The organism is Streptomyces sp. NBC_01296, assembly GCF_035984415.1.
GTDB lineage: Bacteria > Actinomycetota > Actinomycetes > Streptomycetales > Streptomycetaceae > Streptomyces.
In genome coordinates this window covers 6,447,268-6,473,545 of record NZ_CP130720.1, presented here as the reverse complement: position 1 = coordinate 6,473,545, position 26,278 = coordinate 6,447,268, and the positions used below count along the sequence as shown (strand labels likewise).

The 26,278-nt window shown below is 73.8% G+C and carries 23 protein-coding genes and 1 riboswitch; of the genes, 13 read left to right on the top strand and 10 right to left on the bottom strand.

The features are described from left to right. Positions 1-157: 157 nt before the first annotated feature. The 7 genes from OG299_RS29475 (at position 158) to OG299_RS29445 (ending at position 8,710) form a co-directional block, all read left to right on the top strand. On the top strand, positions 158-1,429 hold the full coding sequence (locus OG299_RS29475; RefSeq protein ID WP_266630468.1) for an inorganic phosphate transporter: 1,272 nt from the start codon (positions 158-160) through the stop codon (positions 1,427-1,429). A 28-nt stretch (positions 1,430-1,457) separates the two neighbouring features. Beyond that, positions 1,458-1,679, top strand: a complete 222-nt coding sequence (locus OG299_RS29470) for a hypothetical protein (RefSeq protein WP_327363107.1) — start codon at positions 1,458-1,460, stop codon at positions 1,677-1,679. 114 nt (positions 1,680-1,793) lie between these two features. After that, positions 1,794-1,944: riboswitch (cobalamin riboswitch) on the top strand. A 39-nt stretch (positions 1,945-1,983) separates the two neighbouring features. Then, positions 1,984-2,943 carry a cobalamin biosynthesis protein gene (locus OG299_RS29465; RefSeq protein WP_266630465.1) on the top strand — a complete coding sequence of 320 codons (960 nt, stop codon included), beginning with the start codon at positions 1,984-1,986 and terminating at the stop codon, positions 2,941-2,943. Between the two features lie 11 nt (positions 2,944-2,954). Then, positions 2,955-4,484 carry a cobyric acid synthase gene (locus tag OG299_RS29460; protein ID WP_327364613.1) on the top strand — a complete coding sequence of 510 codons (1,530 nt, stop codon included), beginning with the start codon at positions 2,955-2,957 and terminating at the stop codon, positions 4,482-4,484. A 112-nt stretch (positions 4,485-4,596) separates the two neighbouring features. Beyond that, positions 4,597-6,705 (top strand): putative cobaltochelatase, encoded by a 2,109-nt coding sequence (locus tag OG299_RS29455; protein WP_327363106.1) that lies wholly within the window; start codon positions 4,597-4,599, stop codon positions 6,703-6,705. Further along, positions 6,705-7,304: a cob(I)yrinic acid a,c-diamide adenosyltransferase gene (cobO, locus tag OG299_RS29450; protein ID WP_266630461.1), complete on the top strand. Its 600-nt coding sequence runs from the start codon at positions 6,705-6,707 to the stop codon at positions 7,302-7,304. The genes OG299_RS29455 and cobO overlap by 1 nt, the downstream gene beginning before the upstream one ends. Beyond that, entirely contained in the window at positions 7,298-8,710 is a 1,413-nt protein-coding gene (locus tag OG299_RS29445; RefSeq protein WP_327363105.1) for a cobyrinic acid a,c-diamide synthase CobB, read from the top strand. Before cobO ends, OG299_RS29445 begins: the two co-directional genes overlap by 7 nt. Positions 8,711-8,712: 2 nt before the next feature. Here the strand turns inward: OG299_RS29445 and OG299_RS29440 are convergent, their stop codons facing one another. Then, entirely contained in the window at positions 8,713-9,438 is a 726-nt protein-coding gene (locus tag OG299_RS29440; protein ID WP_266630457.1) for a ZIP family metal transporter, read from the bottom strand. 86 nt (positions 9,439-9,524) lie between these two features. Here OG299_RS29440 and cobC point away from each other — a divergent pair, with 86 nt between their 5' ends. Next, positions 9,525-10,955 carry an Rv2231c family histidinol phosphate aminotransferase CobC gene (cobC, locus tag OG299_RS29435; RefSeq protein WP_327363104.1) on the top strand — a complete coding sequence of 477 codons (1,431 nt, stop codon included), beginning with the start codon at positions 9,525-9,527 and terminating at the stop codon, positions 10,953-10,955. 165 nt (positions 10,956-11,120) lie between these two features. Beyond that, complete coding sequence (locus tag OG299_RS29430; protein ID WP_405703666.1) at positions 11,121-12,377, top strand: CapA family protein; 1,257 nt, start codon at positions 11,121-11,123, stop codon at positions 12,375-12,377. A gap of 68 nt (positions 12,378-12,445) precedes the next feature. On the opposite strand, the gene OG299_RS29425 is transcribed toward OG299_RS29430, so the two are convergent. Both OG299_RS29425 and OG299_RS29420 read right to left on the bottom strand, forming a co-directional pair. Continuing rightward, on the bottom strand, positions 12,446-13,363 hold the full coding sequence (locus OG299_RS29425; protein ID WP_327363103.1) for an SCO1860 family LAETG-anchored protein: 918 nt from the start codon (positions 13,361-13,363) through the stop codon (positions 12,446-12,448). A gap of 294 nt (positions 13,364-13,657) precedes the next feature. Beyond that, entirely contained in the window at positions 13,658-14,746 is a 1,089-nt protein-coding gene (locus OG299_RS29420; protein WP_327363102.1) for an amidohydrolase family protein, read from the bottom strand. 88 nt (positions 14,747-14,834) lie between these two features. On the opposite strand from OG299_RS29420, the gene OG299_RS29415 reads away from it, so the two are divergent. Next, complete coding sequence (locus tag OG299_RS29415) at positions 14,835-15,917, top strand: pyridoxal-phosphate-dependent aminotransferase family protein (protein ID WP_327363101.1); 1,083 nt, start codon at positions 14,835-14,837, stop codon at positions 15,915-15,917. Positions 15,918-15,996: 79 nt separating this feature from the next. Here the strand turns inward: OG299_RS29415 and OG299_RS29410 are convergent, their stop codons facing one another. The 7 genes from OG299_RS29410 to OG299_RS29380 all read right to left on the bottom strand — a co-directional run bounded on the left by OG299_RS29410 (position 15,997) and on the right by OG299_RS29380 (position 22,879). Continuing rightward, a complete protein-coding gene (locus OG299_RS29410) occupies positions 15,997-16,704 on the bottom strand; it encodes a DsbA family oxidoreductase (protein ID WP_327363100.1) in 708 nt (235 codons plus the stop codon). Positions 16,705-16,786: 82 nt separating this feature from the next. Continuing rightward, entirely contained in the window at positions 16,787-17,287 is a 501-nt protein-coding gene (locus OG299_RS29405) for a GNAT family N-acetyltransferase (protein ID WP_266630443.1), read from the bottom strand. Between the two features lie 62 nt (positions 17,288-17,349). Further along, on the bottom strand, positions 17,350-18,798 hold the full coding sequence (locus OG299_RS29400; protein ID WP_266630441.1) for a peptidoglycan D,D-transpeptidase FtsI family protein: 1,449 nt from the start codon (positions 18,796-18,798) through the stop codon (positions 17,350-17,352). A gap of 62 nt (positions 18,799-18,860) precedes the next feature. Then, on the bottom strand, positions 18,861-19,532 hold the full coding sequence (locus tag OG299_RS29395) for a response regulator transcription factor (RefSeq protein WP_266630439.1): 672 nt from the start codon (positions 19,530-19,532) through the stop codon (positions 18,861-18,863). Next, on the bottom strand, positions 19,529-20,824 hold the full coding sequence (locus OG299_RS29390) for a sensor histidine kinase (protein WP_327364612.1): 1,296 nt from the start codon (positions 20,822-20,824) through the stop codon (positions 19,529-19,531). Before OG299_RS29390 ends, OG299_RS29395 begins: the two co-directional genes overlap by 4 nt. Before the next feature lie 101 nt (positions 20,825-20,925). Further along, positions 20,926-21,915: a hypothetical protein gene (locus OG299_RS29385; RefSeq protein ID WP_266630437.1), complete on the bottom strand. Its 990-nt coding sequence runs from the start codon at positions 21,913-21,915 to the stop codon at positions 20,926-20,928. Between the two features lie 151 nt (positions 21,916-22,066). Then, positions 22,067-22,879 (bottom strand): IclR family transcriptional regulator, encoded by an 813-nt coding sequence (locus tag OG299_RS29380; RefSeq protein ID WP_327363099.1) that lies wholly within the window; start codon positions 22,877-22,879, stop codon positions 22,067-22,069. 147 nt (positions 22,880-23,026) lie between these two features. Here OG299_RS29380 and OG299_RS29375 point away from each other — a divergent pair, with 147 nt between their 5' ends. From OG299_RS29375 to OG299_RS29365, 3 genes are all read left to right on the top strand, one after another. Further along, positions 23,027-24,550, top strand: coding sequence for an aldehyde dehydrogenase (NADP(+)) (locus tag OG299_RS29375; RefSeq protein WP_327363098.1), 1,524 nt, complete (start codon positions 23,027-23,029; stop codon positions 24,548-24,550). Between the two features lie 123 nt (positions 24,551-24,673). After that, complete coding sequence (locus tag OG299_RS29370) at positions 24,674-24,895, top strand: hypothetical protein (RefSeq protein ID WP_266630431.1); 222 nt, start codon at positions 24,674-24,676, stop codon at positions 24,893-24,895. 62 nt (positions 24,896-24,957) lie between these two features. Further along, positions 24,958-26,232 carry a TerD family protein gene (locus OG299_RS29365; protein ID WP_327363097.1) on the top strand — a complete coding sequence of 425 codons (1,275 nt, stop codon included), beginning with the start codon at positions 24,958-24,960 and terminating at the stop codon, positions 26,230-26,232. Positions 26,233-26,278: the final 46 nt, after the last annotated feature.

Genomic DNA, 26,278 nt, shown 5'->3' with positions numbered 1-26,278 from the left:
TGACGTGCATTAATCGCGGTATCGGCGGCAAAATCAGGACGAAGGTCCCGATGGCACGACGGGCCAGTACACCGCTCCGCCCGCGTCAGTTCATCTTCCGTTCACTCAGGTTGCCTACGGTCGCCGAGCCACTGACGTCAAACAGAAGCCTGGGTAAATGGAGCACATAACGCTTCTCCTCGGGATCGTGATCATCACCGCTCTCGTGTTCGACTTCACGAACGGTTTCCACGACACAGCCAACGCGATGGCCACCACCATCTCGACCGGCGCCCTCAAGCCCAAGACGGCGGTGGCCATGTCCGCCGTGCTCAACCTCGTCGGCGCGTTCATGTCCGTGGAGGTCGCCAAGACGATCTCCAAGGGCCTGGTCAACGAGGAGGGCATCCAGCCAGAAGTGATCTTCGCCGCCCTGGTCGGCGCGATCCTCTGGAATCTCGTCACCTGGCTGGTCGGACTTCCCTCCAGCTCCTCCCACGCCCTGATGGGCGGCCTGGTCGGCGCGGCCGTCGCCTCTGCCGGCCTCGGCGCCGTCAACGGCGGCACGCTCGTCACCAAGGTGCTGCTCCCCGCGGTCGCCGCGCCGATCGTGGCCGGTGCGGCCGCGATGCTGGCCGCCAAGGTCACGTACAAGCTCGGCGGGAACGTCGGCAAGAAGACCTCCACCAAGGGCTACCGCGCCGGCCAGATCGCCTCGGCCGGTCTCGTCTCCCTCGCGCACGGCACCAACGACGCACAGAAGACGATGGGCATCATCACCCTGGCGCTGGTCGCCGGCGGCGCGCTCGCGCCCGGCTCCAACCCGCCGGTGTGGGTCATCGTCTCGGCCGGCCTGGCCATCGCGCTGGGCACCTCCCTGGGCGGCTGGCGCATCATCCGCACCATGGGCAGCGGCCTGACCGACCTGCAGCCGCAGCAGGGCTTCGCCGCCCAGACCTCGGCCGCCAGCGTCATCCTGGCCTCCTCCAGCCTCGGCTTCTCCCTCTCCACCACCCACGCGTGCTCCGGCGCCGTCATGGGTGCGGGTCTGGGCCGCAAGGGCGGTGTGGTCCGCTGGTCCACCGCCACGCGCATGTTCATCGCCTGGGGCCTGACCCTGCCGGCCGCGGCCGTCGTCGCCTCCGGTGCCGAGCTGGTCATGCGTACCGGTGACCTCGGCGTCGCCGCCGTCGCGCTCTTCCTGGTCGGCTCCTGCGCCGCCATCTGGGTCATCTCCCGCCGCCAGGTCGTCGACCACAGCAACGTCAACGACGTGCAGCCGGACGCGGCCGAGGAGCCGGGCGTCGTCACCACGGCCATGGCCGCCGTCGCCGTCCCGCCGACCGTGGCCGCCGCCGGTACGACCGCCGCGGTGACCGACGCGGACCTGAAGGCCACCATCCCGGCGGCCGCCCCGACCACGCCTGCGGCCCCGGCCGCCGCGGTCTGACCCCGAGAACGACAGAGGAATCCGCAGTATGAAGATCGACTGGGCAGCACTCGGCTCCGTCTTCGGGGTCAGCCTCTCCGCCACCGTCACACTCGTGGCCCTGTTCACCCTGGGCCTGGTGGGCCTCTCCAAGCACGAGACCGCCACCGAGCAGGGCGGCACCGCCACCCTGGCCCGCAGCGGCGCGTACGCCTGCTTCGCGCTCGTCGCGGCGGCCGTGGCGTACGGGATCTACCTGATCGTCAGCTGACCGATTCGGGCACGGCGCACGAAAGCTCCCTCCGGGCTTCCCGGGGGGAGCTTTCCCGTGCCTGGGGCCCGGCGCGGTGACCTGCCTCGCCGCAGGTCAACGGCGAGTTGACGGGCCTTCTCGGTGCGTGGTGGACTGCCCGAGCCAATACGGCGGCATGGAGAGGAAGTCCGGTGCGAATCCGGCGCGGTCCCGCCACTGTCACCGGGGAGCACGCGGCACGTGCGCCCCGGGAGCCAGGAACTCCCACCGCCGGACACGTCGAACCAGGGCGCGGACCCTGAGTGAGGACATACCTGCCACCATGCGTGCCGATCGCGTTTTCGCGTACGGCGCCACGGCGGGCCTGATCGGCGACCGGATCCTCGGAGATCCGCGCCGAGGGCACCCCGTGGCCGCCTTCGGACGAGCAGCCGCCGCCGTCGAAGGCGCCCTGTGGCGCGACGACCGCGCCCGGGGCCTCCTCCACACCCTCGTGTGCGCCGGGGGCGCGGCCGCCGTCGGCGCGCTGGGCGCCCGCGCCGTGCGCTCCCGGCCCGCAGCCGCCCGTATCGCCCTGACCGCAGCGGCCACCTGGGCCGTCGTCGGCGGCACCTCCCTGGGCCGCGAGGCCCGCGCCATCGGCGGCGCGCTCGCCGCCGGGGACGCCGAGGTGGCCCGGGAGCGGCTGCCGCACCTGTGCGGACGCGACCCGCAGGCCCTGGACGAGCAGCAGATGGCCCGCGCCGTCGTGGAGTCGGTCGCCGAGAACACCTCCGACGCGGTGGTCGGGGCCCTGGTGTGGGGCGCCGCCGCCGGTGTCCCCGGGCTGCTGGCCTTCCGCGCCGTGAACACCCTGGACGCGATGGTGGGCCACAAGTCGCCGCGCTACCTGCGCTACGGCTGGGCCTCGGCCCGGCTCGACGACCTCGCGGGCTGGCCGGGCGCCCGGCTGACGGCGTTGGCCGCCGTACTGGCCGGGCCCGACCGGCGGGGGGCCGTACGGGCCTGGCGTGCGGACGCCGCCCGGCACCCGAGCCCGAACGCCGGCCCGGTGGAGGCCTCGTTCGCCGGAGCGCTCGGCGTACGGCTGGGGGGCACGCTGGCGTACGGGGGGCGGGTCGAGCACCGGGCCGTGCTGAACGGCGAGACGGGCCGGCCGGTGCAGGTCGCGGACATCGAACGGGCGGTGCGGCTGTCGCGGCAGGTGACGTGGCTGGCGCTGGGAGCGTGTGTGGCACTGCGCTGTGCAGTGTCACGTGTGGCTGGGAGGGGACGCCCGTGAGCGGCGGGAAACTGGGCGGGGGACTCCTCGTCGCCGGTACGACATCGGACGCGGGCAAGAGCGTGGTCACGGCGGGCATCTGCCGCTGGCTGGCCCGGCAGGGCGTGAAGGTGGCGCCGTTCAAGGCGCAGAACATGTCGCTGAACTCGTTCGTCACGCGCGGGGGCGCCGAGATCGGGCGGGCGCAGGCGATGCAGGCGCAGGCGGCGTGCGTGGAGCCGACGGCGCTGATGAACCCGGTGCTGCTCAAGCCCGGCAGCGACCGCAGCAGCCAGGTGGTGCTGCTGGGCAAGCCGGTGGGCGAGATGAGCGCCCGCGGCTACCACGGCGGGCGGCAGGAACAGCTTCTCGGGGTCGTCACGGACTGTCTGGAGCAACTGCGGGGCACGTATGACGCCGTGATCTGCGAGGGGGCGGGCAGTCCGGCCGAGATCAACCTGCGCCGGACCGACATCGTGAACATGGGCATCGCGCGGGCCGCGCGGTTCCCGGTGGTCGTGGTCGGGGACATCGACCGGGGCGGGGTCTTCGCCTCGTTCTTCGGGACGACGGCGCTGCTTTCACCGCAGGACCAGTCGCTGATCGCCGGCTACATGGTGAACAAGTTCCGCGGCGACGTGTCGCTGCTGGAGCCGGGCATGGAGATGCTGCGTTCGCTCACCGGCCGGGCCACGTACGGCGTGCTGCCGTTCCGGCACGGGCTGGGCATCGACGAGGAGGACGGGCTCCGGGTCTCCCTGCGGGGCGCGGTGCGCGAGTCGGTCGTGGCGCCGCCGGTCGGCGAGGACGTCCTGCGGGTCGCGGTGTGCGCGGTGCCGCTGATGTCGAACTTCACGGACGTCGACGCGCTCGCGGCGGAGCCGGGGGTCGTGGTGCGGTTCGTGGACCGGGCCGAGGAGCTGGTCGACGCGGACCTGGTGGTGGTCCCGGGCACCCGGGGCACGGTGAAGGCGCTGGAGTGGCTGCGCGAGCGCGGCCTCGCCGATGCGCTGGCGCGGCGGGCCGCGGAGGGCCGGCCGGTCCTGGGCATCTGCGGCGGCTTCCAGGTGCTCGGCGAGCACATCGAGGACGAGGTCGAATCCAGGGCGGGCTCGGTGGACGGGCTCGGCCTGCTGCCGGTGCGGATCCGCTTCGAGCGGGAGAAGACCCTGGCGCGGCCGGAGGGTGCGGCGCTGGGCGAGCCGGTGACGGGCTACGAGATCCACCACGGGGTGGCCGAGGTCCTGGGAGGGGAGGCGTTCATCTCTGATGACCATGGACGCAGTCTGGAAGGCTGCCGGGTCGGGTCGGTGTGGGGCACCCACTGGCACGGCTCGCTGGAGTCGGACGGCTTCCGCCGGGCGTTCCTCCGTGAGGTGGCCGCGGCCGCCGGGCGCCGCTTCGTCCCGTCCCCGGACACGTCGTTCGGCGCTCTCCGGGAGGAACAGCTGGACCTGCTGGGCGACCTGATCGCCGAGCACGCGGACACCGACGCCCTGCTCCGCCTGATCGAGACCGGAGCCCCGTCGGGCCTCCCGTTCCTCCCCCCGGGCGCCCCGTGACGGCGGCAGCCCCCGGCAGACCCGGACATCGCACCCGGCCCGCGGCCACCACCCCGGACGGCCACACCAGCCCGCGCACGCGTACGCGTTCCCGCACAAGGAGAGGCACCGCATGAGCACGCCCTACCCGTTCACCGCAGTGGTCGGCCAGACCGACCTGCGGCTGGCGCTCCTGCTCAACGCCGTGAGCCCAGCGGTCGGCGGCGTGCTGGTCCGCGGCGAGAAGGGGACCGCCAAGTCCACCGCCGTCCGCGCGCTGTCCGCTCTGCTGCCGCATGTGGACGTCGTTCCCGGCTGCCGGTTCTCCTGCGCTCCCGCCGCCCCCGACCCGGCCTGCCCCGACGGCCCGCACGAGCCCGGCCCGGGCCAGGACCGGCCCGCGCGCATGGTCGAGCTGCCCGTCGGCGCCTCCGAGGACCGCCTCGTCGGGGCCCTCGACATCGAGCGGGCCCTTGCCGAAGGCGTGAAGGCCTTCGAGCCCGGCCTGCTGGCCGACGCGCACCGCGGCATCCTGTACGTCGACGAGGTCAATCTGCTCCACGACCACCTGATCGACCTGCTCCTCGACGCCGCCGCGATGGGCGCCTCGTACGTCGAGCGCGAGGGCGTATCCGTACGCCACGCCGCCCGCTTCCTGCTCGTCGGCACCATGAACCCCGAGGAGGGCGAGCTCCGCCCGCAGCTCCTCGACCGGTTCGGGCTCACCGTCGAGGTGGCGGCCTCCCGCGAGCCCTCCCAGCGCGTCGAGGTGGTGCGCCGCCGGCTCGCGTACGAGGACGACCCGGCCGCCTTCGCCCACCGCTGGGCCGGTGACGAGCAGGACGTCCGCGCCCGCGTCGTGGCCGCCCGGGCCCTGCTCCCGAAGGTCCGCCTCGGCGACGCCTCCCTGCTGCAGATCGCGGCGACCTGCGCCGGCTTCGAGGTCGACGGCATGCGCGCCGACATCGTGATGGCCCGCACCGCGACCGCGCTGGCCGCCTGGGCCGGGCGGACCGACGTACGCAAGGAGGACGTACGCCAGGCCGCGCTGCTGGCGCTCCCCCACCGGCGGCGCCGCAACCCCTTCGACGCGCCCGGCCTCGACGAGGACAAGCTCGACGAGATCCTGGACCGGTTCCCCGACGAGGAGCCGGACAACGAGCCCGACCCCGAGCCCGAGGGCCCGGACGACGGCGGTCCGCAGGACGGCGGCCCCGACGGCGGAGGCGGCGGGGTCCCCCCGCAGAGCGGACCGGACGCACCCGAGCCCGAAGCCCCCGAGGCGCAGGACGACGCGACCCCGCCGGCCCCGGACGCCCCCCAGTCCCCCGAGCCGCAGCCCGCGTCCCAGGAGGGCGCCGCACCGGAGCAGGCCGCCGTGCGGGCCGCCGAGCCGTTCCGGACCAAGATGCTCAGCGTGCCGGGCCTCGGCGAGGGCGCGTCCGGGCGGCGTTCGCGCGCCCGTACCGCGCACGGCCGGACCACCGGCGCCCAGCGCCCCCGCGGCCACCTGACGAAGCTGCACCTCGCGGCGACCGTCCAGGCCGCCGCCCCGCACCAGAAGGCGCGCGGGCGCAGCGGGCGGGGGCTCGTCGTGCGCAAGGACGATCTGCGCCAGGCGACCCGGGAGGGCCGCGAGGGCAACCTGGTCCTCTTCGTCGTCGACGCCTCCGGCTCGATGGCCGCCCGGCAGCGCATGGGCGCGGTCAAGGGGGCGGTGCTGTCGCTGCTGCTGGACGCCTACCAGCGCCGGGACAAGGTCGGTCTGATCACCTTCCGCGGCGCCGCCGCCGAGCTGGCGCTGCCGCCCACCTCCTCGGTGGACGCGGCCGCGGCGCGGCTCGAGCGGCTGCCGACGGGCGGGCGCACCCCGCTCGCCGCGGGCCTGCTCAAGGCCCACGAGGTGCTGCGCATCGAGCGGTTGCGGGACCCGAGCCGCCGTCCGCTGCTCGTGGTCGTCACCGACGGGCGGGCCACCTCGGCCGGTTCCGTCGGCGGGGACCCGCGCGAACTCGCGGGGCGCAGCGCCCGGCTGCTCCAGGCCGAGGGCGTCGCGTCGGTGGTCGTGGACTGCGAGTCGGGGCCGGTCCGGCTGGGGCTGGCCGGTGTACTGGCCGCCGACCTCGGCGGGCCCGCCGTCACGCTCGACGGGCTGCGGGCCGACTCGCTGGCCGGGCTCGTGAAGAACGTACGTACCGCAGTTGCTTCCCCGTCTCACCACACCACCAGGAGGGCCGCGTAATGCCGCAGGGACAGCCGACCGTCGTTCCGGACGACGGACTCACCACGCGCCAGCGCCGCAACCGCCCGCTCGTCTTCGTCCACACCGGCCCGGGCAAGGGCAAGTCGACGGCGGCCTTCGGGCTGGCGCTGCGCGCCTGGAACCAGGGCTGGTCGATCGGGGTGTTCCAGTTCGTCAAGTCGGCGAAGTGGAAGGTCGGCGAGGAGAACGCGCTCAAGGTGCTCGGCGCCTCCGGCGAGGGCGGCCCGGTCGTCTGGCACAAGATGGGCGAGGGCTGGTCCTGGGTCCAGCGCGACGCGCAGCTCGACAACGAACAGGCGGCCAAGGAGGGCTGGGAGCAGGTCAAGCGCGACTTGGCCGCCGAGACGCACAAGCTGTACGTGCTGGACGAGTTCGCGTACCCGATGCACTGGGGCTGGATCGACGTCGACGAGGTCATCGAGGTGCTGCGCGACCGGCCCGGTACGCAGCACGTGGTGATCACGGGGCGCAACGCGCCGGAGAAGCTGCTGGAGTTCGCGGACCTGGTCACGGAGATGACCAAGGTCAAGCACCCGATGGACGCCGGCCAGAAGGGCCAGAAGGGCATCGAGTGGTGACATCGCTCCACATTCCGCGCCTGGTCATTGCCGCGCCGTCCTCCGGCAGCGGCAAGACCACGGTCGCGACGGGCCTGATGGCGGCCTTCTCGGAGCGCGGCCTCGCCGTGTCCCCGCACAAGGCCGGGCCCGACTACATCGACCCCGGCTACCACGCGCTGGCCACGGGCCGGCCGGGGCGCAACCTGGACGCGTTCATGTGCGGGCCGGAGCTGGTCGCTCCGCTGTTCGCGCACGGGGCCGCGGGGTGCGATCTCGCCCTCGTGGAGGGCGTGATGGGGCTGTACGACGGGGCCGCGGGGCGGGGTGAGCTGGCGTCGACGGCGCAGGTCGCGAAGCTGCTGCGGGCGCCGGTGGTGCTGGTGGTCGACGCGTCGTCGCAGTCGCGGTCGGTGGCGGCGCTGGTGCACGGCTTCGCCTCGTTCGACCCGCAGGTGCGGCTGGGGGGCGTGATCCTGAACAAGGTCGGGTCCGACCGGCACGAGGTCATGCTGCGGGAGGCGCTGGAGGAGGCCGGGATGCCGGTGCTCGGCGTCCTGCGGCGGGCCCCGCAGGTGGCCGCGCCGTCGCGGCACCTGGGTCTGGTGCCGGTCGCCGAGCGGCGCGCCGACGCGCTGTCATCGGTCGCGGCCCTGGCAGACCAGGTCCGGGCGGGCTGCGACCTGGAGGCCCTCATGGCCCTGGCCCGGACCGCCCCGGCGTTGGCCTGCGAAGCCTGGTCGCCACAGCAGGCTCTGGGCCGGCATGGTTCGGCCTCGCCGGAGTTTGAGGCGCGGGTTCCTGGGCGGAGCCCCGGCCTGCGACCGGTGATCGCCGTCGCAGGCGGCCCCGCGTTCACGTTCTCCTACGCCGAGCACGCCGAACTGCTCACCGCCGCCGGGGCGGACGTGGTCACCTTCGACCCGCTCCGGGACGAGGCCCTGCCCGGGGGAACCACCGGCCTGGTGATCGGCGGCGGGTTCCCCGAGGTGTACGCCCCCGAGCTCGCCGCCAACGAGCCGCTGCGCAAGGCCGTCGCGGCCTTCGCCGCGGACGGCGGGCCCGTCGCCGCCGAGTGCGCCGGGCTGCTGTACCTCGCCCGCTCCCTGGACGGCAAGCCCATGTGCGGGGTCCTGGACGCCGACGCGCGGATGTCGGAGCGGCTGACCCTCGGCTACCGCGAGGCCGTCGCCGTCTCGGACAGCGCCCTCGCCGCCACCGGCACCCGGCTGCGCGGCCACGAGTTCCACCGCACGGTGATCGAGCCCGGCGCCGGCGCCGCCCCCGCCTGGGGGTTCACGCACCCCGAACGCCGGGTCGAGGGCTTCGTACAGCAGGGCGTGCACGCCAGCTACCTGCACACGCACTGGGCGGCGGAGCCCTCCGTGGCCCTTCGGTTCGCAGAAGCCGCGGCGCGGGCCAGGTGAGTTCAGTTCGCGAGGCCCACCACCAGCCAGATCCCGGCCACCCCGCCCACCGTGCACAGGAGCGTGGACAGGGCGGGGTGCTTGTGGTGCGCCTCGGGCAGGATCTCGGCGGCCGCCAGGTACAGCAGGGCTCCGCCGAAGAAGCCGAGGTACGCCCCGAGCGGTTCCTCCGGAAGGGTGAACAGCAAAGTGGACGCCGCGCCCAGTACGGGGGCCACCGCGTCCGCGACGAGCATCATCACGGCCTTGCGGCGGGCGTTCCCGTACAGCCGGGTGAGCGTGTACGTGTTGAACCCGTCGGCGAAGTCGTGCGTGATGACGGCCAGCGACACGGCCACGCCCATCCCGCCGCCGACCTGGAAGGCCGCGCCCAGGGCCACTCCGTCGGCGAAGCTGTGGCCGACCATCGCCGCGGCCGCCGTCAGCCCGACCTCGGGGACGCGGCCCCCGTTCTCGGCTCCGTGCGCGGCCTGCCGTACGGCCAGCAGGCGTTCCACGACGTGCGCGATCAGGAACCCGGCCACGAAGAGCAGCAGCGCGAGCGGGACGCCGAACACCTCGCGGCCCGCCGCGCGCAGCGATTCCGGCAGCAGGTCGAGGCCCACGACGCCGAGCATCAGCCCGCCGGCCAGGCCCAGCACGAGGTGGCGGCGGTCGGTGACGCGCTGCGCCGTCCATCCGCCCGCCAGGGTCATCAGGAACGCGCCCAACGCCACGATCACGGCCATGTGCCCCTGAATACCGACTCCTCGCTCCGTGCGCACGTGTGCGCGCGGGCCGCGGGCCACGAACCATTGACGACTACGGAGGGGGCATGATCCCGGTGGGCGAGTACGCGACGCAGCTGGTGGTCGGGGTCGGCGGACGGGCGGGGGTGTCCGTGGCGGAGGTCTGCGCGCTGGTCGAGGAGACGCTGCGGGGGGCCGGGCTGGCCGCCGGGGCGGTGAAGGCGCTGGCCACGGTGGAGTCGAAGGCGGCCGAGGCCGGGATCACGGGCGCGGCGGAACGTTTCGGCGTGCCGTTGCTCAGCTATCCCGCCGAGGAGCTGGCGGGCGTCTGCGTCCCGCACCCCTCCGACACGGTGCGGGACGCCGCCGGGACCTCCTCCGTGGCGGAGGCCGCGGCGCTCGCGGGCGGCGGCGAGCTGCTCGTGCCCAAGCGCCGGTCGGTGGCGGCGACCTGCGCGGTGGCGACCGCGCAGGCCCATGACCTGCGCCATCACGGGGACGCGGAGGTGCGCGGCGACGGCGGCGCACTGGTGGACCTCGCAGTGAACGTACGGGCGCACACCCCGCCGGACTGGCTCAAGCAGCGCATCGCGGCTTCGCTCGACGGTCTCTCCGCATACCCCGACGGGCGGTCGGCCCGCGCGGCGGTGGCGGCTCGGCACGGGCTGGCGGCCGATCGGGTGCTGTTGACGGCGGGGGCCGCGGAGGCGTTCGTGCTGATCGCGCGGGCCCTGGGCACGCAGCGACCGGTCGTCGTGCACCCGCAGTTCACGGAGCCGGAGGCGGCCCTGCGCGACGCGGGGCACACGGTGGAGCGGGTGGTGCTGCGGGCGACGGACGGGTTCCGGCTGGACCCGGCGGCGGTGCCCGAGGACGCGGACCTGGTGGTGGTGGGCAACCCGACCAACCCGACGTCGGTCCTGCACCCGGCGGCGGTGCTGGCGGCGCTGGCCCGGCCGGGCCGGATCCTGGTCGTGGACGAGGCGTTCTTGGACGCGGTCCCGGGTGAGCGGGAGGCGCTGGCCGGGCGGACGGACGTTCCGGGTCTGGTGGTGCTGCGGAGCCTGACCAAGACGTGGGGGCTGGCGGGGCTGCGGATCGGCTACGTGCTGGCCGAGCCGGAGGTGATCGCGAAGCTGGCGGCGGCGCAGCCGCTGTGGCCGGTCTCTTCGCCGGCGCTGGTGGCGGCGGAGGCCTGCATGGCCCCGGCGGCGCTGGCGGAGGCGGAGACCGCGGCCCGGCAGATCGCGGTGGACCGGGCGCATCTGCTGGCGGGGCTCGCGGAGTTCGAGGAGATCACGGTGTCCGGGGTGGCGGAGGGGCCGTTCGTCCTGATCCGGGTGGCGGGGGCCATGGAGATACGCACCCGGCTGCGCGCCCTCGGCTTCGCGGTCCGCCGCGGGGACACCTTCCCGGGCCTGGACCACTCCTGGCTCCGGCTGGCGGTCCGGGACCGCGCCACGACGGGCCGCCTCCTCCAGGCCCTCGACCACGCCCTGGCGCTGACCGCCCGCTGACCTGCACCTCCCGGGCGCAGGGCCGGTCACCCGAGCGGCCCGCGCCGCGCAGCCGACACCTCTGACCTGCGGCGCCTCGGATATCCGGACGCTCCGGCTCCGTTGGCGGGGCGGGCGGAGGTAGGCGATGATCTCGGCATCAGCAGGGAACCCCGGGGGGCCGGAATGAAGACAAAAGCAAAAACTGGCTTGGCACTGACCGCAGTGGCGGCCGTGGCCGGCGGGATCCTCGCCCTGCCGAGCCTGCTCGACCACCTCGACGCCGGCGCAGGACGGGGCGGCGCCGGCGAGCAGCGGCTCGGGGCCAAGCCCGGCCAGAACAAGGCGAGTCCGGGCAAGGCGAGTCCCACGACGCCCGCCGGCGCCAAGCCGTTCACGCTGGTCGCGACAGGCGACATCATCCCGTACCCGTCGATCGTCCAGCGGGCCGCGGACGACGCGCAGGGCACCGGCCAGAGCCACGACTTCCGGAAGATACTCGCGGGGGTCAAGCCCCTGGTGGCCGCGGCCGACCTGGCGATATGCCACCACGAGATACCGTACGGCCGGCCCGGCGGCCCCTACACCGGATATCCCGCGTTCAAGGCCCCGCACCAACTGGCCGACGCCCTGAAGGACGCCGGGTACGACAGCTGCTCGACCGGCTCGAACCACACCCTGGACGACGGCTACGACGGCCTCGTCCGCACCCTGGAGCACCTGGACCGGGTCGGCATCAAGCACGTCGGCTCGGCCCGCAGCGCCGACGAGGCCAAGGCCCCGGCGGTGCTCTCCGCCGGCGGCGCCAAGGTCGCCCAGCTGGACTACACGTACGGGACGAACGGCATCCCGGTCCCGGCCGGCAAGCCCTGGTCCGTCAACCTGCTCGACCAGAACCGGATCGTCGCCGACGCCCGCGCCGCCCGGGCGGCCGGCGCGAACGTCGTCGTCCTCAGCGTCCACTGGGGCACCGAGTGGCAGACGGCGCCCGATCAGCAGCAGCGCGATGTGGCGCAGGCGCTGACCGCCTCGCGCGGCCCGGACGGACTCCCCGACATCGATCTGATCATCGGCACGCACAACCACGTGCCGCAGCCGTACGAGAAGATCAACGGCACCTGGGTCGTCTTCGGCATGGGCGACCAGATCGCCAGCTTCTACGAGGCCGACAAGGCGCGCGGCAACATGTCCTCGATCCCGCGCTTCACCTTCGCCCCGGCGGCCGCCCACCCCGGCCGCTGGGAGGTGACCAAGGCGGAGTACCTCACGCAGTACTCGGACATGAACCCGCCGTTCCGCGTCGTCTGCGCCTCCTGCGCCCCTTCCGACTCCGGGCTCGGCGCCGCCAAGCAGTCCGCGTACGCCGCCGTCGACAAGCAGGTCAGCGAGGCCGTGCTGTCACGCGGAGCCGACAAGCAGGGCCTGGTGCACGCCACCCGCTGAGCTGCGGACTCCGTTACGAGGTCACGAGGTCACGCGTCACGAGGTCACGAGGCCACCGGGTGACGAGGTCACGAGCTGCGGCCGCGCCGGGTCACGACCAGCGCGGTCACGCCGATGCCGAGCAGGGCCAGCGCACCGCCCGCGACGTACGGGGTCATCGAACCACCGCCGGTCTCGGCCAGGTTGGCGTCGTTGGTGAGGGCGGCCCCGGTCCCGGAGGCGGCCGACTGAGCCTTCACGTCGGCCCCGGACGGCTCCGGGGCCGGCCCGGCCGGGGTTTCGCAGTGCGCCTCGGCGAGCACGACCTCGCCCTCGACCTGCGCCACGTTGAGGTCCAGCGGGTTCACGGACACCTTCAGCCGGAGCGCGGCCGCGGCGGCGGTGGTGGAGGTGGTCTCGGTACCGGAGAGCTCCAGGCTGACCAGGCCCACCTTGGGGACCTCCACCTTGGTCGGGCCGCCCGCCGAGAGGGTGACCTTCTTGCCGAGCGCGGTCACCGTGCCCAGTACGTTCGAGGCGGCCACGGGCTTCTTGCCGGCCTCGCACACGGCCTTGGAGGTGACCTTCTCCACCTGGATGAGGGAGAGCAGCGGCAGCCCGGGCACGTGCACCTCGGCGTTGGCCAGGTTGGCCTCCGCCTCGGCGCGGTTCTTGTCCGCGGTGGCCTTGGAGGTGGCCACGTCGGCGCGCAGCACGCTCACCGGCTGCCCTCCCTCGACCCCGTCCAGGGTCACGGAGAGGGCGGTCTTCTGGGCCGTCGCGGGGGCGCTGACCTCGTTGAGGGTGGTCTTCAGCGGCACGTGCACGGTCTTGTTGAGCAGGCCCACGTCCAGTCCGGCGCGCAGGACGACCGCGCCCGCCTTGCCCTCGCCGCCGCCCGTGGAGCCGCCGCCTGCGGTGGCGAGGGCGGGCGGAGCGGTGAGCAGGGCGACCGCTCCCGTGGCGAGCAGGACGGCTGCGGGCATGCGGAAGGTGTTGCTGTTCAAGGTGGTGGAACCCCCGGGGAGATGGGAGCCGTCGCGCCGCCAATGGGGGACATCGCGCGCCGACGGCCTCTAACCCTCGGAATCTTTACGCACGGAGAGTGAACGGGCGGCAACCCGAAGTGAGTTCACCCCAAAGGGTGGTTTCCGTGCATGCATTCGATTAACTGCGCACCATGAAGAACGGGAGTTCTTTTCCGCCACAGGGCGGAAGGGAATACGCCGACGCCGTTGCCCTGGGCGGCCGTTCACAACGACCACCGGGGCGTCGGCGTCACGCGTGCGTCAACCCTGCTCTCAGGCCCGGACCTTGCCGTTCACGACCACCCGCCGCGGCTGCGCCAGCGCCCGTACGTCGGCCCGCGGGTCGGCGTCGTAGACCACGAGGTCCGCCGGCGCCCCCTCGGTCAGGCCTGGTCTGCCGAGCCACTCGCGCGCCGCCCAGGTCGTCGCCGAGAGGGCCTCCAGGGCCGGGATCCCGGCCCGCACCAGCTCCGAGACCTCTGTCGCGACCAGGCCGTGCGGCAGGGAACCCCCCGCGTCGGTGCCGACGTACACGCCGATGCCCGCGTCGTAGGCGGCCCGTACGGTGTCGTACCGGCGCTCGTGCAACCGCCTCATGTGCGCCGACCAGCGCGGGAACTTGGCCTCGCCGCCCGCGGCCATCTTCGGGAACGTCGCGATGTTCACGAGCGTCGGGACGATGGCCACGCCGCGCTCCGCGAACAGCGGGATGGTGTCCTCCGTGAGCCCGGTGGCGTGCTCGATGCAGTCGATGCCCGCCTCGACCAGGTCGCGCAGCGAGTCCTCCGCGAAGCAGTGCGCGGTGACGCGGGCGCCCAGCCGGTGCGCCTCGGCGATGGCCGCCTCGACCTCGGCCCGCGGCCAGCAGGGCGCCAGGTCCCCGACCTCGCGGTCGATCCAGTCCCCCACCAGCTTCACCCAGCCGTCGCCGCGCTGCGCCTCGCGGCCCACGTACGCGACGAGGTCGGACGGCTCGATCTCGTGGGCGAAGTTGCGGATGTAGCGGCGCGGGCGGGCGATGTGCCGACCGGCCCGGATGATCTTCGGCAGGTCCTCGCGGTCGTCGATCCAGCGGGTATCGGAGGGGGATCCGGCATCGCGGATGAGCAGGGTGCCGGCGTCGCGGTCGGTCAGGGCCTGCCGCTCGGCGGTCTCCGCGTCGACCGGGCCGTGGGCGTCAAGTCCCACGTGGCAGTGCGCATCGACCAGGCCGGGCAGGGCCCAGCCGGACACCGTGGTGATCTCGCGGGCCCCGTGCGGGCGTTCGTAGGAGATCCGGCCGCCGACCACCCAGAGCTCGTCGCGCGCGTCGTCGGGCCCGACGAGCACACGCCCCTTCACATGCAGCACGTCATCGGTCATGTCCCGCACTGTACGTGCGTGCTGGGTAGGCTCATGCGGTCACCCCGCACGCCCCGGACGAGACGCCCCGGACGAAGAGAGCACCCCCGTGAACCACCCCCTCCTGGACCTTCCGCCGCTCACCGCGGAGCGCTTCGCGCAGATCGAGCAGGGGGTCGCGGACCTGCTCGGCACCCGCGAGGACGTGGTGATCACCCAGGGCGAGGCGCTGCTGCCGCTGGAGGGGTGCATCCGCTCGGGTGCGCGGCCCGGTTCGACGGCGCTGAACGTGGTGACCGGCCCGTACGGGACGACCTTCGGCAACTGGCTGCGCGACTGCGGGGCGAACGTCGTGGACCTGGCGGTCCCGTTCGACACGGCGGTGACGGCGGACCAGGTGGCACGCGCCCTGGCCGAGCACCCGGAGATCGACTTCGTCTCCCTGGTCCACGCGGAGGCGGCGACCGGCAACACGAACCCGGTCGCGGAGATCGGCGAGGCGGTACGGGCCCACGGCGCGCTGTTCATGCTGGACGCGGTGGCATCGGTGGGCGCGGAGGCGCTGCTTCCGGACGCGTGGGGCGTGGACCTGTGCGTGATCGGCGCCCAGAAGGCGATGGGCGGCCCGGCGGGCGTCTCGGCGGTGTCGGTCTCGGAGCGGGCCTGGGCCCGCTTCGCGGAGAACCCGGCCGCTCCGAGGCGTTCGTACCTCTCCCTCCTGGACTGGAAGGAGCGCTGGATCGACGCGGACCGCACGGCGCTCCCCCACGCCCCGGCGCAGCTGGAGATGCTGGCGCTGGAGGCGTGCCTGGACCGGATCGCGGCCGAGGGCCTGCCGGCGGTGACGGCCCGCCATGCGGCTGCCGCCGCGGCGACCAGGGCGGGCGCGGTGGCGCTGGGCTTGGCCCCGTACGTGGGCCGGGCCTCGGAGGCGGCCCCGGTGGCCACCACGCTGCGGGTGCCGGACGCCTCGCTGGTGGTGGCCAAGGCCCTCGGAGCCGACCCGGCGGCCCCGCTCGCGGCGGGCGGCGGCGCGCTGGCCCGGGAGATGGTCCGGGTCAACCACTACGGCCGGGACGCATCGCTGGCGACGGTCCTGACCTCCCTGACGGCCCTGTCCACCGCCCTCTCGACGGACCCGTCCGAGGCCGCAGCCGCCGCGGAAGCAGCCTGGGCGGAGACCCTCCACTGACCCGTCCGGCCTCCCGGCTTCAGCCGGAGCCTTGGGGACGGGGCGCAGCCCTCGGGGAAACGGCGGAAGGGCGGGGCGGTCAGGTCTGCGGGACGGCGCAGCTGCCTTCGGGGTCGCAGGCGTCGGCCGTGGCGGCCGGTTCGGTGAGCTCGCGGCCCGCCCACGCCTGCTCCAGCGCCTGCGTGAACACCTCGGCCGGCTGCCCGCCGGAGATCCCGTACCGGCGGTCGAGGACGAAGAACGGCACGGCGTTGGCGCCGAGTTCCGCCGCCTCGCGCTCGTCCGCCCGCACCTGCGCCGCGTACGCGGAGTCGTCCGCGAGGACGGTACGGACCTCCGCCTCGTCCAGGCCCGCCTCGACCGCGAGGGCGACGAGCACCTCGGAGTCGAAGACCGAGCACTCCTCGGCGAAGTTCGCCCGGTAGGCGAGGTCGAGCAGCTCCTCCTGCCGGCCGCGGGCGGCAGCCAGGTGCAGCAGGCGGTGGATGTCGAACGTGTTGCCGTGGTCGCGGCCGTCGGTGCGATACGTCAGCCCCTCGGCGCGGGCACTGGCGGCGACGTGCTCCTCCATGCCGCGCGCCTCGTCGAGGGTGCGGCCGTACTTCTCGGCCAGCATCTCCAGGACCGGCGCCGTGCTGCCCTTCGGGCTGTTCGGGTCGAGCTCGAAGGACCGGAAGACGACCTCCACCTCGTCGCGGTGCGCGAACTCGGCCAGCCCCTTGGCGAAACGGGCCTTGCCGATGTAGCACCAGGGGCAGGCGATGTCGCTCCAGATCTCGACGCGCATGATCCTTCTTCTCTCCGGGTTCATTGGAACGCCGCGGCAGCGAGCCACGGCGGTTTCCCGTTCAACCACCTGGTGGAGCGTCTCATTCCCCGGACGCGGCCTGCGGGCCGATGCTGAGCCAGAGCGTGAGGTGGGATCCGGACCGCGCGGCCCCGGCCGGATCCCGGCGCCAGCCGTGGCGGGCGTAGAAGGCCTGGGCCCGGAGGTTGTGCTCGTAGACCTCCAGCCGGGCCCGCTCCACACCGGCCAGCCGCCAGGCGTCGAGGCAGGCGGCGTGCAGGGCGGCCCCGGTGCCCCGGCGCCAGTGGACCGGGTCGACGTGCAGCTGGGTGAGGGTGGTCTCGCCGTCCGTGGTGCGGAAGGCGGCGACTCCGGTGAGCTCGCCGTCCTGCTCCGCGCAGAGCACCCCGCCGTCGGCGGCGGCCCGCGCGACGGCCCGGGACCAGCCCTCGCGGGTCCGCGCGAGTTCGGCTGCGCCTGCGTAGGCCTGCTCGGGGACGCGGCCGCGGTAGTAGGTGGCCCGGGCCCGGCTGTGGAGGGCGGCTATGGCGTCGAGGTCTGCGGGTTGCGCGGTCCTGATCATGGGAAAGGAAACGCGCCGGGAACCGTGTCGGTTCCCGGCGCGTCCTTTGGCGACCGGCGCGGCTACTTCTTCAGCCACGCCGCCATCATCTTCTGGGCGATGGGGGCGGCGAGCTTGCCACCGCCGATCTCGGAGCGGTCGGTGTCCGAGTTCTCGATCACCACGGCAACCGCGATCTGCTTGCCGCCCTGCTTGCCGTACGAGGTGAACCAGGCCAGTGGCGGCAGGCTGTTGTTCACACCGCGCTGCGCGGTGCCGGTCTTGCCGCCCACCTCGGCGCCCGCCACCTGGGCGGGCTTGCCGCCGCCCTCGGTGGCGACCGTCCGCATGGCGTCCTGCAGCATCGAGGCGGTCTTCGCGTTCATGACCTGCTCGGACTTCGGGTTCTTGAAGCTCTCCAGCACGTTGCCGTTCGCGTCGGTGACCTCGGAGACCGAGTGCGGGGCGACGAGCTTGCCGCCGTTCTCGATCGCGGCCGTCACCATCGCCATCTGGAGCGGGGTGGCCTGCACGTCGAACTGGCCGATACCCGTCTGCGCGACCTGGTCGACCGACATCTTCTTCGTCGGGTACTTGCTCCCCGGCCGGGCGGTGACGGGCGTCGCGGTCTCCGTGTTGAAACCCAGCTTCTCGGCCATCGCCCGCATCTTGTCCTGGCCGAGCTGGTGCGCCAGCTCAGCGAACACGTTGTTGCAGGACAGCCGGAGCGCGGTGCGCGCGGAGACGTTGTTGCAGGCCGCGGAGCCCGCCTCGCTGGGCAGCTGGGTCCGGGTCCCCGGGATCGTGTACGGGTCCGGGGTGCCGGTCGGCGCGTCGAGGTTGGTGACCAGCCCGTTCTCGATGGCCGCCGCCAGGGTGACCAGCTTGAAGGTGGAGCCGGGCGCCTGCGGCTTGCGCAGGGCCACGTTCTCCATCGCCTTGCCCTTGTCCTCGATCAGCTTCTCCCAGGCCGCCTTGTCGTTGGCGCCCGTGATGCTGCCCGGATCGAAGGAGGGGTTGTTCACGATGGCGAGGATCTCGCCGGTCGCCGGATCGATGGCGACGGCGGCGCCCTGCTTGCCCTGGAGCGCGTCGTACGCGGCCTTCTGCACGTCCTTGTCGACCGTGGTCAGCACGTTGCCCGGCGCGGCCCGCTTGTTGGTGAGCATGTCCATCACGGTCTTGAGCCGGTCGTCGGAACCGTTCAGGACCTTCTTGTAGACGCCTTCCAGCATGCTCGTGCCGAAGGCCTGGGAGCTGTAGCCGGTGAGCGGCGCGTAGAGCGGACCGTCGACGTACGTGCGCTTGTACCCGAAGTCCTTTCCGTCCGTCTTCACCGAGCCGGTGATCGCCTCCCCGCCCACGATGATGTTGCCCAGCGGGTTCTCGTACTGCCCGATGAGGTTCCGCCGGTTGTTCTCGTTGTCTGCGAGGGCCTGGCCTTGGTAGGCCTGCACCCAGGTGACCCGCACCAAAAGGGCCAGCACCAGGAGCAGACAGAAGACCGACGCACGCCTGATCGTCTTGTTCATCCCCCAGAAGGACGCACCAAGGCTCCGGGTCGTTCCGCTCTGCCCCGATTGTGGCGGGGTTCTCAGCCTTTCTTCATGAAGCCGCCCTCGTAGGCCGCGATGACCGCCTGGGTGCGGTCGCGGGAACCGGTTTTGGAGAGGACCGCGGCGACGTGGGTCTTGACCGTCTGGGGGCCGACTCCGAGGCGTTCGCTCATCTCGTGGTTGGACAGTCCGGTGGCCATCAGGCGCAGTACGTCGGCCTCCCGCTCGGTGAGCCGGGCCACCCAGGGGGCGGCGGGGCCCGGGACCCCGGGGGCGTGGGACGCGGCGAGCGAGCGGACGGCCGCCGGGAAGAGCAGGCAGTCGCCGCGGGCGACGAGGCGGACCGCGCCGATCAGCTCGTCGGGGTCGGCCCGCTTCAGGAGGAACCCGGAGGCGCCCGCGCGCAGCGCGTCGTAGACGTACGCGTCGTTCTCGAAGGTGGTGACGACCACGATCCGGGGCGGTTCGGCCATGCCGGCGATGATCTGCTCGGTGGCCCGGATGCCGTCGATCTCGGGCATCCGGACGTCCATCAGCACCACGTCGGGGGCCAGGGAGCGGACCAGCGGGACCGCCTCGGCGCCCGAGGCCGCCTCGCCGACCACCTCCAGGTCCGGTTCGGCCTCGAGGATCACCCGCAGGGCGGTGCGGACCATCCGCTCGTCGTCGGCGAGCACGATGCGCAGCGGCGGCCGCCGCGCCGCGGTCACCGGGCGCCCCCGCCGAGCGGGAGGACGGCCCGCAGCCGCCACAGCCCCTGGTCCGGGCCCGCTTCGACGCGGCCGCCCAGCAGGGTGGCCCGCTCGGCCGCGCCGCGCAGACCGCGGCCCCCGCTGGTGCGGGGCTGCTGCCCGTCGGAGGTGCCCGGCGGATTGGTCATGGTGATCTCCAGTTCACGGTGGGTGCTGCCGGCGCCGTCTTCCCGGCCCTGTACGGCGATCCGCAGCTCGACGGTGCCCGCGCCGTGGCGCAGGGCGTTGCTGAGGCCCTCCTGGACGATCCGGTACGCCTCGCGGGAGGCGATCGCCGGGAGCTGCGCCCAGTCCCCGGCCGGTCCGGGGTCCTGGTGGGCGGTGACGGTGGTGCCGGCGGCCCGGGTGCGCGCCAGCAGCCCGTCGAGGTCGGCGGCGAGGGTCGGCGCGGGTGCGGCGTCGGGCCGGGCCGGGTCGCCGTCCCGCAGCAGGCCCAGCACGGCGTCCAGCTCGCCCACCGTCCGCCGGGTGGTGTCCTCGATCGCGGCCAGCGCCTCCCGTACGAACCCGGGGTCGCTGTCGAGCACCCGCCGGGCGGCGACCGCCTGGAGGGTGACGGCGCTCAGCGCGTGCCCGACCGCGTCGTGCAGCTCCCGGGCCAGCCGGTTGCGCACGGCCAGGTCGGCGGCCCGCTCCTCGGCCGCGGCCAGCCGGTCCGCCGCCGTCGGCCCGAGCAGTACGGGTGCCAGCCGGGCCAGCAGCGCCCCGGCCCCGGCGGCGCACAGGACGAGCCCGCACAGCAGCCCGGTCCCGAGCAGCGGGGCGGCGTACGGCGCGGTGTCGGTGCCCAGCCAGCCCAGCCCCAGGGAGGTCTTCCGCCGCGCCGTCACGAGCGGCAGCGCGATCAGCACCATCGCCATGGGCGGCACCGCGAGGCTCATCCCGCTGATCGCCGCGCCGACCCCCACGTGCAGGGTCCACCAGGCCGACGTCCGCCCCCGGGCCGCCCAGGAGCGGGCCGGCCCCTGCGCCAGCAGCTCGCCCGGCACCCCGCACAGGGACCGCACGGCGCCCACCGACATCGGCCGGACGAGCCCGAAGACGGCGGTCACCGCGGCCATGGGCAGCGAGAGCCCGTAGGAGGCGAAGGTCAGCGGGGTGGAGCCGAAGACGTTGCCCTCGCCCGCCACGAGACCGACCACCACCTGGGCGAGGAGGAAGTACGGCATCAGCAGGGCCCCGCCCAGGATCAGGTGCACCCAGCGCAGCCGGGCCCGGGCTCCCAGCAGCCGGCCCGCGCCGGCCCGCATCCCCGTCCACATCCCGCTGCCCCCCGGCATCCCGCTGCCCTCGTCGGGCCCATCGAGCCCCATCGGGCCCCATCACCCCCTCCCGCTCGCGCCGCCCCCCGTCACACGGTGCGCCGTGAGGCGAGGAACCGGAGCAGGACGGCCGCGGCGAGCAGACCGGTGATCATCTGGCCAGCGTAGGTCAGGGTCATCGCGGTGGTGACCTCCTTCGTGGAATCGCGCACGCCCGCCGAGCTGATCAGCAGCCACAAGCCCCAACTCGCCGCAGCCGCCGCCCCGGGCCACGCGACGGCCAGTGCCCATCGCGCCGGTCGGCCTCCGCCCCGGGCCAGGTTCACGGCGCCCGCCCCCGCGACCAGCGCGCATATCCCGTGGGTGGCGGACACCATGCCCGTCTGCGGGTTGAACTGGGCTATCTGCGATGCGCTGAGCCCGGCCGTGCCACCGAACGCCCAGGTGAGCTGTACCGCCGCCACGGCCACGGCCACCACCATCGCGGCTCCCGCCACCACCCCCGTGGGTGACGGGAGCCGCTCCCCCTGGACGCCCTGCCACAGGCTGCCCCAGCGCTGCCGCGCATAGGGGACGAACACCCCGGCCAGGACCACGGCCTGCACGATGAACCCGGTGTAGACCACGTTGAAGACCCAGGGATCGAGGAAGGGCTCCTTGGCCGCTTCCGCGGCCGCGTCCGGCCCCAGGCCCACGGCCCCCAGGAGGAGCTGGCCGGGGAAGGCCACGACGATCGGGACGAGCAGTCCGGTGGCGATGAAGACCGGGACGGTCAGCAGCCAGGACCGCACCCGTATGCCCCAGGGGCGGGTGAACACCAGCAGCAGCACGATGACGGCCGCGTCCATCACCAGAGTGACGGCGTTCGCCACTTTGAAGAACGGGCCGGGCTCCAGCAGCACGCTTCCGTCCGGTATCCCGAGGTGGCTCCCCGCCAGCCAGGCGCCCTTCAGGCACAGGTACGGCAGGGTGGCGGCCAGGCCCGCCGCTCGCAGGATCCTGCGCCCGGTTCCCAGGCCGGGGGCCGGGGGCCGCGCCGCGTACAGCGACTCGCTCGTGTGCACCGCTCGTTCGGTCATGACCCAACAGTCGCGTGCACGCCGCCCCGCCACCTCCCCCATGAAGGTGAACCGCCTCCCCCACCCGGGGGAGGCGGCCCACCTCCCCGGACCCACCTCCCCCGGGCCCGTGACCCCCGGGCCCGTGACCACCGGACCCGCCACCACCGGCTCACATACGGCGGGTCGCCACCGACAGCCGGTCCCGCGCCTCGAACAGCGCCGCCTTGATCTTCTGCTCGTGGCCCGCCGTCAGCCGGGCCACCGGCACCGAGCAGCTCACCGCGTCCCGGGCCGGCGTCCGGTAGGGCACGGCCACCCCGAAACAGCGCAGCCCGAGGGTGTTCTCCTCGCGGTCCACCGCGTAGCCCTGCTCCCGTACCAGCGCCAACTCGTCGACGAGCCGGTCCCGGTCGGTGATCGTGTGCTCGGTGACCGCCTCCAGCCGCCGCGGCAGGAGCGCCCGCACCTCCTCGTCGGAGTGGGTCGCCAGCAGGGCCTTGCCCAGCGCCGTCGAGTGCACGGGCAGCCGCCGCCCGACGCGGGTGAACGGCCGCAGGTAGTGCTGGGACTGGCGGGTGGCCAGGTAGACGACGCTCGTGCCGTCCATCCGGGCCAGGTGGATGGTCTCGGTGGTGTCGTCGGAGAGCCGGTCCAGGGTGGGCCGGGCCGCGGCGACGACCTCGTCCCCGTCGATGTACGAGCTGCCGACGAGCAGGGCCCGTACGCCGATGCCGTACCGGGTGCCCGTCGCGTCCGTCTCCACCCACCCCAGGTTCACCAGCGTGCGCAGCAGCATGTAGAGGCTCGACTTGGGCAGCGAGAGGTCGTGCTGGATGTCGGCCAGGCTGTGCAGTCCGGGCCGCGCCGCGAAGTGCTCCAGCAACAGGACCGTGCGGACGGCCGATTTGACGGCCGCCGGCGCCCCCGGGCCCCCCGGCCCCTCCGATTCCACGGCGGACCGCTCCGGCTCAACTGTGGTCATTCGCCTTCTTGCCCCTCTTGTCTCTTGTCAACGCGGAAGACCCGGAAATAGAGTCCGGAGCGGATGTGATCATTCATCCATCGGAACGGCGTTCAGAATACTGAACGCCACCGCGCGGGTCAGCGTAGATCCAGGAGGCAGTGCGCCATGGCAGCAACACCAGTCTGGAGTGTGGACCCCCGCACCGGGAAGCAGCGCGAACAGGTTGCGGTGGAAGCCACATCCGGCGAGGTGGACGAGGCCGTACGCGCCGCCCACGCGGCCCGTGGCGCGCTCGCCGACCGCACCACCCGCGCGGCCTTCCTGCGCGCCGCCGCCGAGCTGCTCGACGAGGCCGCGGACCACGTGATCGAGGCCGCCGACGCCGAGACCGCCCTCGGGCCGGGCCGGCTCACCGGCGAGCTCGCCCGCACCACCGGCCAGCTTCGGGCCTTCGCCGACGCCGTGGACGAGGGCTCCTACCTCGACATCCGCATCGACCGCGCGGACGCCGCCGCCGTCCCGCCGCGCCCCGAACTGCGCCGCTACAAGGTGCCGCTGGGCGTGGTCGCGGTCTACGCCGCCTCCAACTTCCCGCTCGCGTTCTCCGTCCCCGGCGGGGACACCGCGAGCGCGCTGGCCGCCGGCTGCCCGGTGGTCGTCAAGGCGCACCCCGACCACCCGGCCACCTCCGAGCTGTGCGCCTCGCTGCTGCGCCGGGCCGCCGTGGCGGCCGGGCTGCCGGCCGACGTGGTCCGCGTCGTCCACGGGTTCGACGCGGGCCTGGAGCTGATCCGCCACCCCCTCGTCTCCGCCGCCGGATTCACCGGTTCCATCCGGGGCGGGCGGGCGCTGTTCGACGCGGCCGCCGCCCGTCCCGTCCCCATCCCGTTCCACGGCGAACTCGGCTCCCTCAACCCCGTCGTGGTCACCCCGGCGGCCGCCGCCGAGCGGGCCGAGGAGATCGCCGCCGGGCTCGCGGGCTCGGTCACCCTCGGGGTCGGCCAGTTCTGCGTCAAGCCGGGCCTGGTCCTGGTCCCCGAGGGCGCGGACGGCGACCGGTTCACCGGCGCGCTCACGAAGGCCCTCGGCGAGACCGAGCCGGGCGTCCTGCTCGACCACCGGATGCGGGAGAACTTCGTCTCCGGCGTGCGCGAGCGGGCCGCGCTACCCGGCGTCACCGCGCCCGTCACCCCGGGTTCCGGCGGCGAGCACACCGTCGGGGCGGGCTACCTGACCGTGCCGGCCGGGATCCTCCTGGAGGGCGGCGCGTACGAGGTGCTGCTCGACGAGTGCTTCGGACCGGTGACCGTGGTCGTCCGGTACGCCGACCAGCGCGAGGCGGGGTCGGTGCTCGGCCTGCTCCCCGGGAACCTGAGCGCCACGCTCCAGCTGTCCGCGGCCGAGGCCGACGGCGGTTCGGGTCCGGCGGCGGAACTGATTGCGCAGGTCACGGCGCTGGCCGGACGGATCGTGGTCAACGGCTGGCCGACCGGTGTCGCGGTGGCCCCGGCCCAGCACCACGGCGGCCCGTACCCGGCGGCGACCTCGCACTCCACCTCGGTCGGCGGGACCGCCATCGAGCGATGGCTGCGGCCGGTGGCCTACCAGTCGGTCCCGGACCCGCTGCTTCCGGAGGAACTGCGCGAGGCGAACCCGCTGGGGCTGCCGCGCCGCGTCACGGGCGACTGAGGCGGCCGCGGGCCCGGCCCTGCCCCGCCGGACCGGACCCGCCCACGGCCCGGCCGGCAGCCTGCCCCCGCCCGGCCTTAAACCCGTTGCCCGCCCCGCCCGCGCGGGGGCAGGCTGCCGGTCATGCCGAGACCTCACGGATTCACGTACGAGCAGCGCAGCGACAACAGCGTGGTCATCACGCACCAGGGGCGGGCCGCGAGCACCCTGCGGGGCGGGCGGGCCGAGAAGTTCCTCGCCGAGGTGGAGTCGGGCGACGCGCAGCTCGTGATGGCCCGCTGGACCGGCGCGTACAAGTTCGGCAACGAGCGGACGGCGAAGAACCACCCCCGCAACCGGCGCTGAAATCCGCGGCGAGGGTAAGGGAACGGCAAAGGGCCTCCGGTCGTTCTCCCGGCATGACCGCTATGACCCCAGGTTCCAACCTGCCGCTCCATACCGTCCGTGTGACGGTGGACGTGGCTGCCCCGGTGCGGCTCGACGTGTCGGGACTCCTCCTCGCGGCGGACGGCAAGGTGCGTTCCGACGCCGACTTCATCTTCTACAACCAGCCGTCCGGGCCCGGTGTCAGCCACCGGTCGGGCGGCGGGGCGGCGCCGGACTCGATCACGGTGGACACGGGCGCGCTGCCGCCGGGCATCGAGCGGATCGTGGTCACGGCCAGTCCCGACGCCGCAGGTCAGACCTTCCAGGGCATCGAGCCCACGGCCACCGTGCGCAATGCGGACAGCGGCGCGGTGATCGCCACGTTCACCCCGCCGCAGCTGGGCACCGAGACCGCGCTCGTGGTCGTCGAGGTCTACCAGCGCGGCGGCGTGTGGAAGGTGCGTGCGGTCGGCCAGGGGTACGCCAACGGCCTCGCCGGGATCGCGACCGACTTCGGGGTCTCCGTGGACGAGGAACCCACCCCGCCGCCCGCGGCCGCCCCGCAGGCTCCTGCGGCCCCGGTCACCCCTTCGGCCCCGGTCTGGGGTCAGACCCCCTCGGCACCGTCCGCTCCGTCCGCCTCCTCCTGGCCGAGCGCCCCCGCGACGCCGGCGGCCCCTGCCGCCCCGCCCGCCCCGCCCGCCCCGCCGAGCGCGGCCCCGGTCGCCGCCGGCACCGGGAAGATCAACCTCGACAAGGGCCGGGTCAGCCTCCAGAAGAACCAGACCGTCTCCCTGGTCAAGAACGGCCGCCCGCTGCTCTCCCAGGTGAAGATGGGCCTGGGCTGGGAGCCGGCGTTCCAAGGCCGGGACATCGACCTCGACGCCTCCGTCATCGCGTACGGCCCGCAGCGCAACCACATCGACAGCTGCTACTTCGGCAAGCTGTCCATCCTGGGCGGCGCCATCAAGCACTCGGGCGACAACCTCACCGGTGAGGGCGCCGGGGACGACGAGGTGATCGTGGTGGACCTCGGGCGGCTGCCCGCCGAGGCCACGGGCCTGGTCTTCACGGTCAACTCCTTCTCCGGCCAGAAGTTCACCGAGGTCGCCAAGGCCTACTGCCGCCTGATCGACGCCGCGAGCGGGGAGGAGCTGGTGCGCTTCGACCTCACCGGAGCCCAGCCGCAGACCGGGGTCATGATGGCCAAGCTGGTCCGCCAGTTCTCGGGCGAATGGGAGATGACGGCGATCGGGGACTTTGTGAAGTCGCGCACAGTCCGCGGCATGGTCCAGCCCGCTTCGCAGGCACTCTGAGCAGGTGGGCGGGCACCCGGAGCTACCGTGATCGATCGGCCCGAGG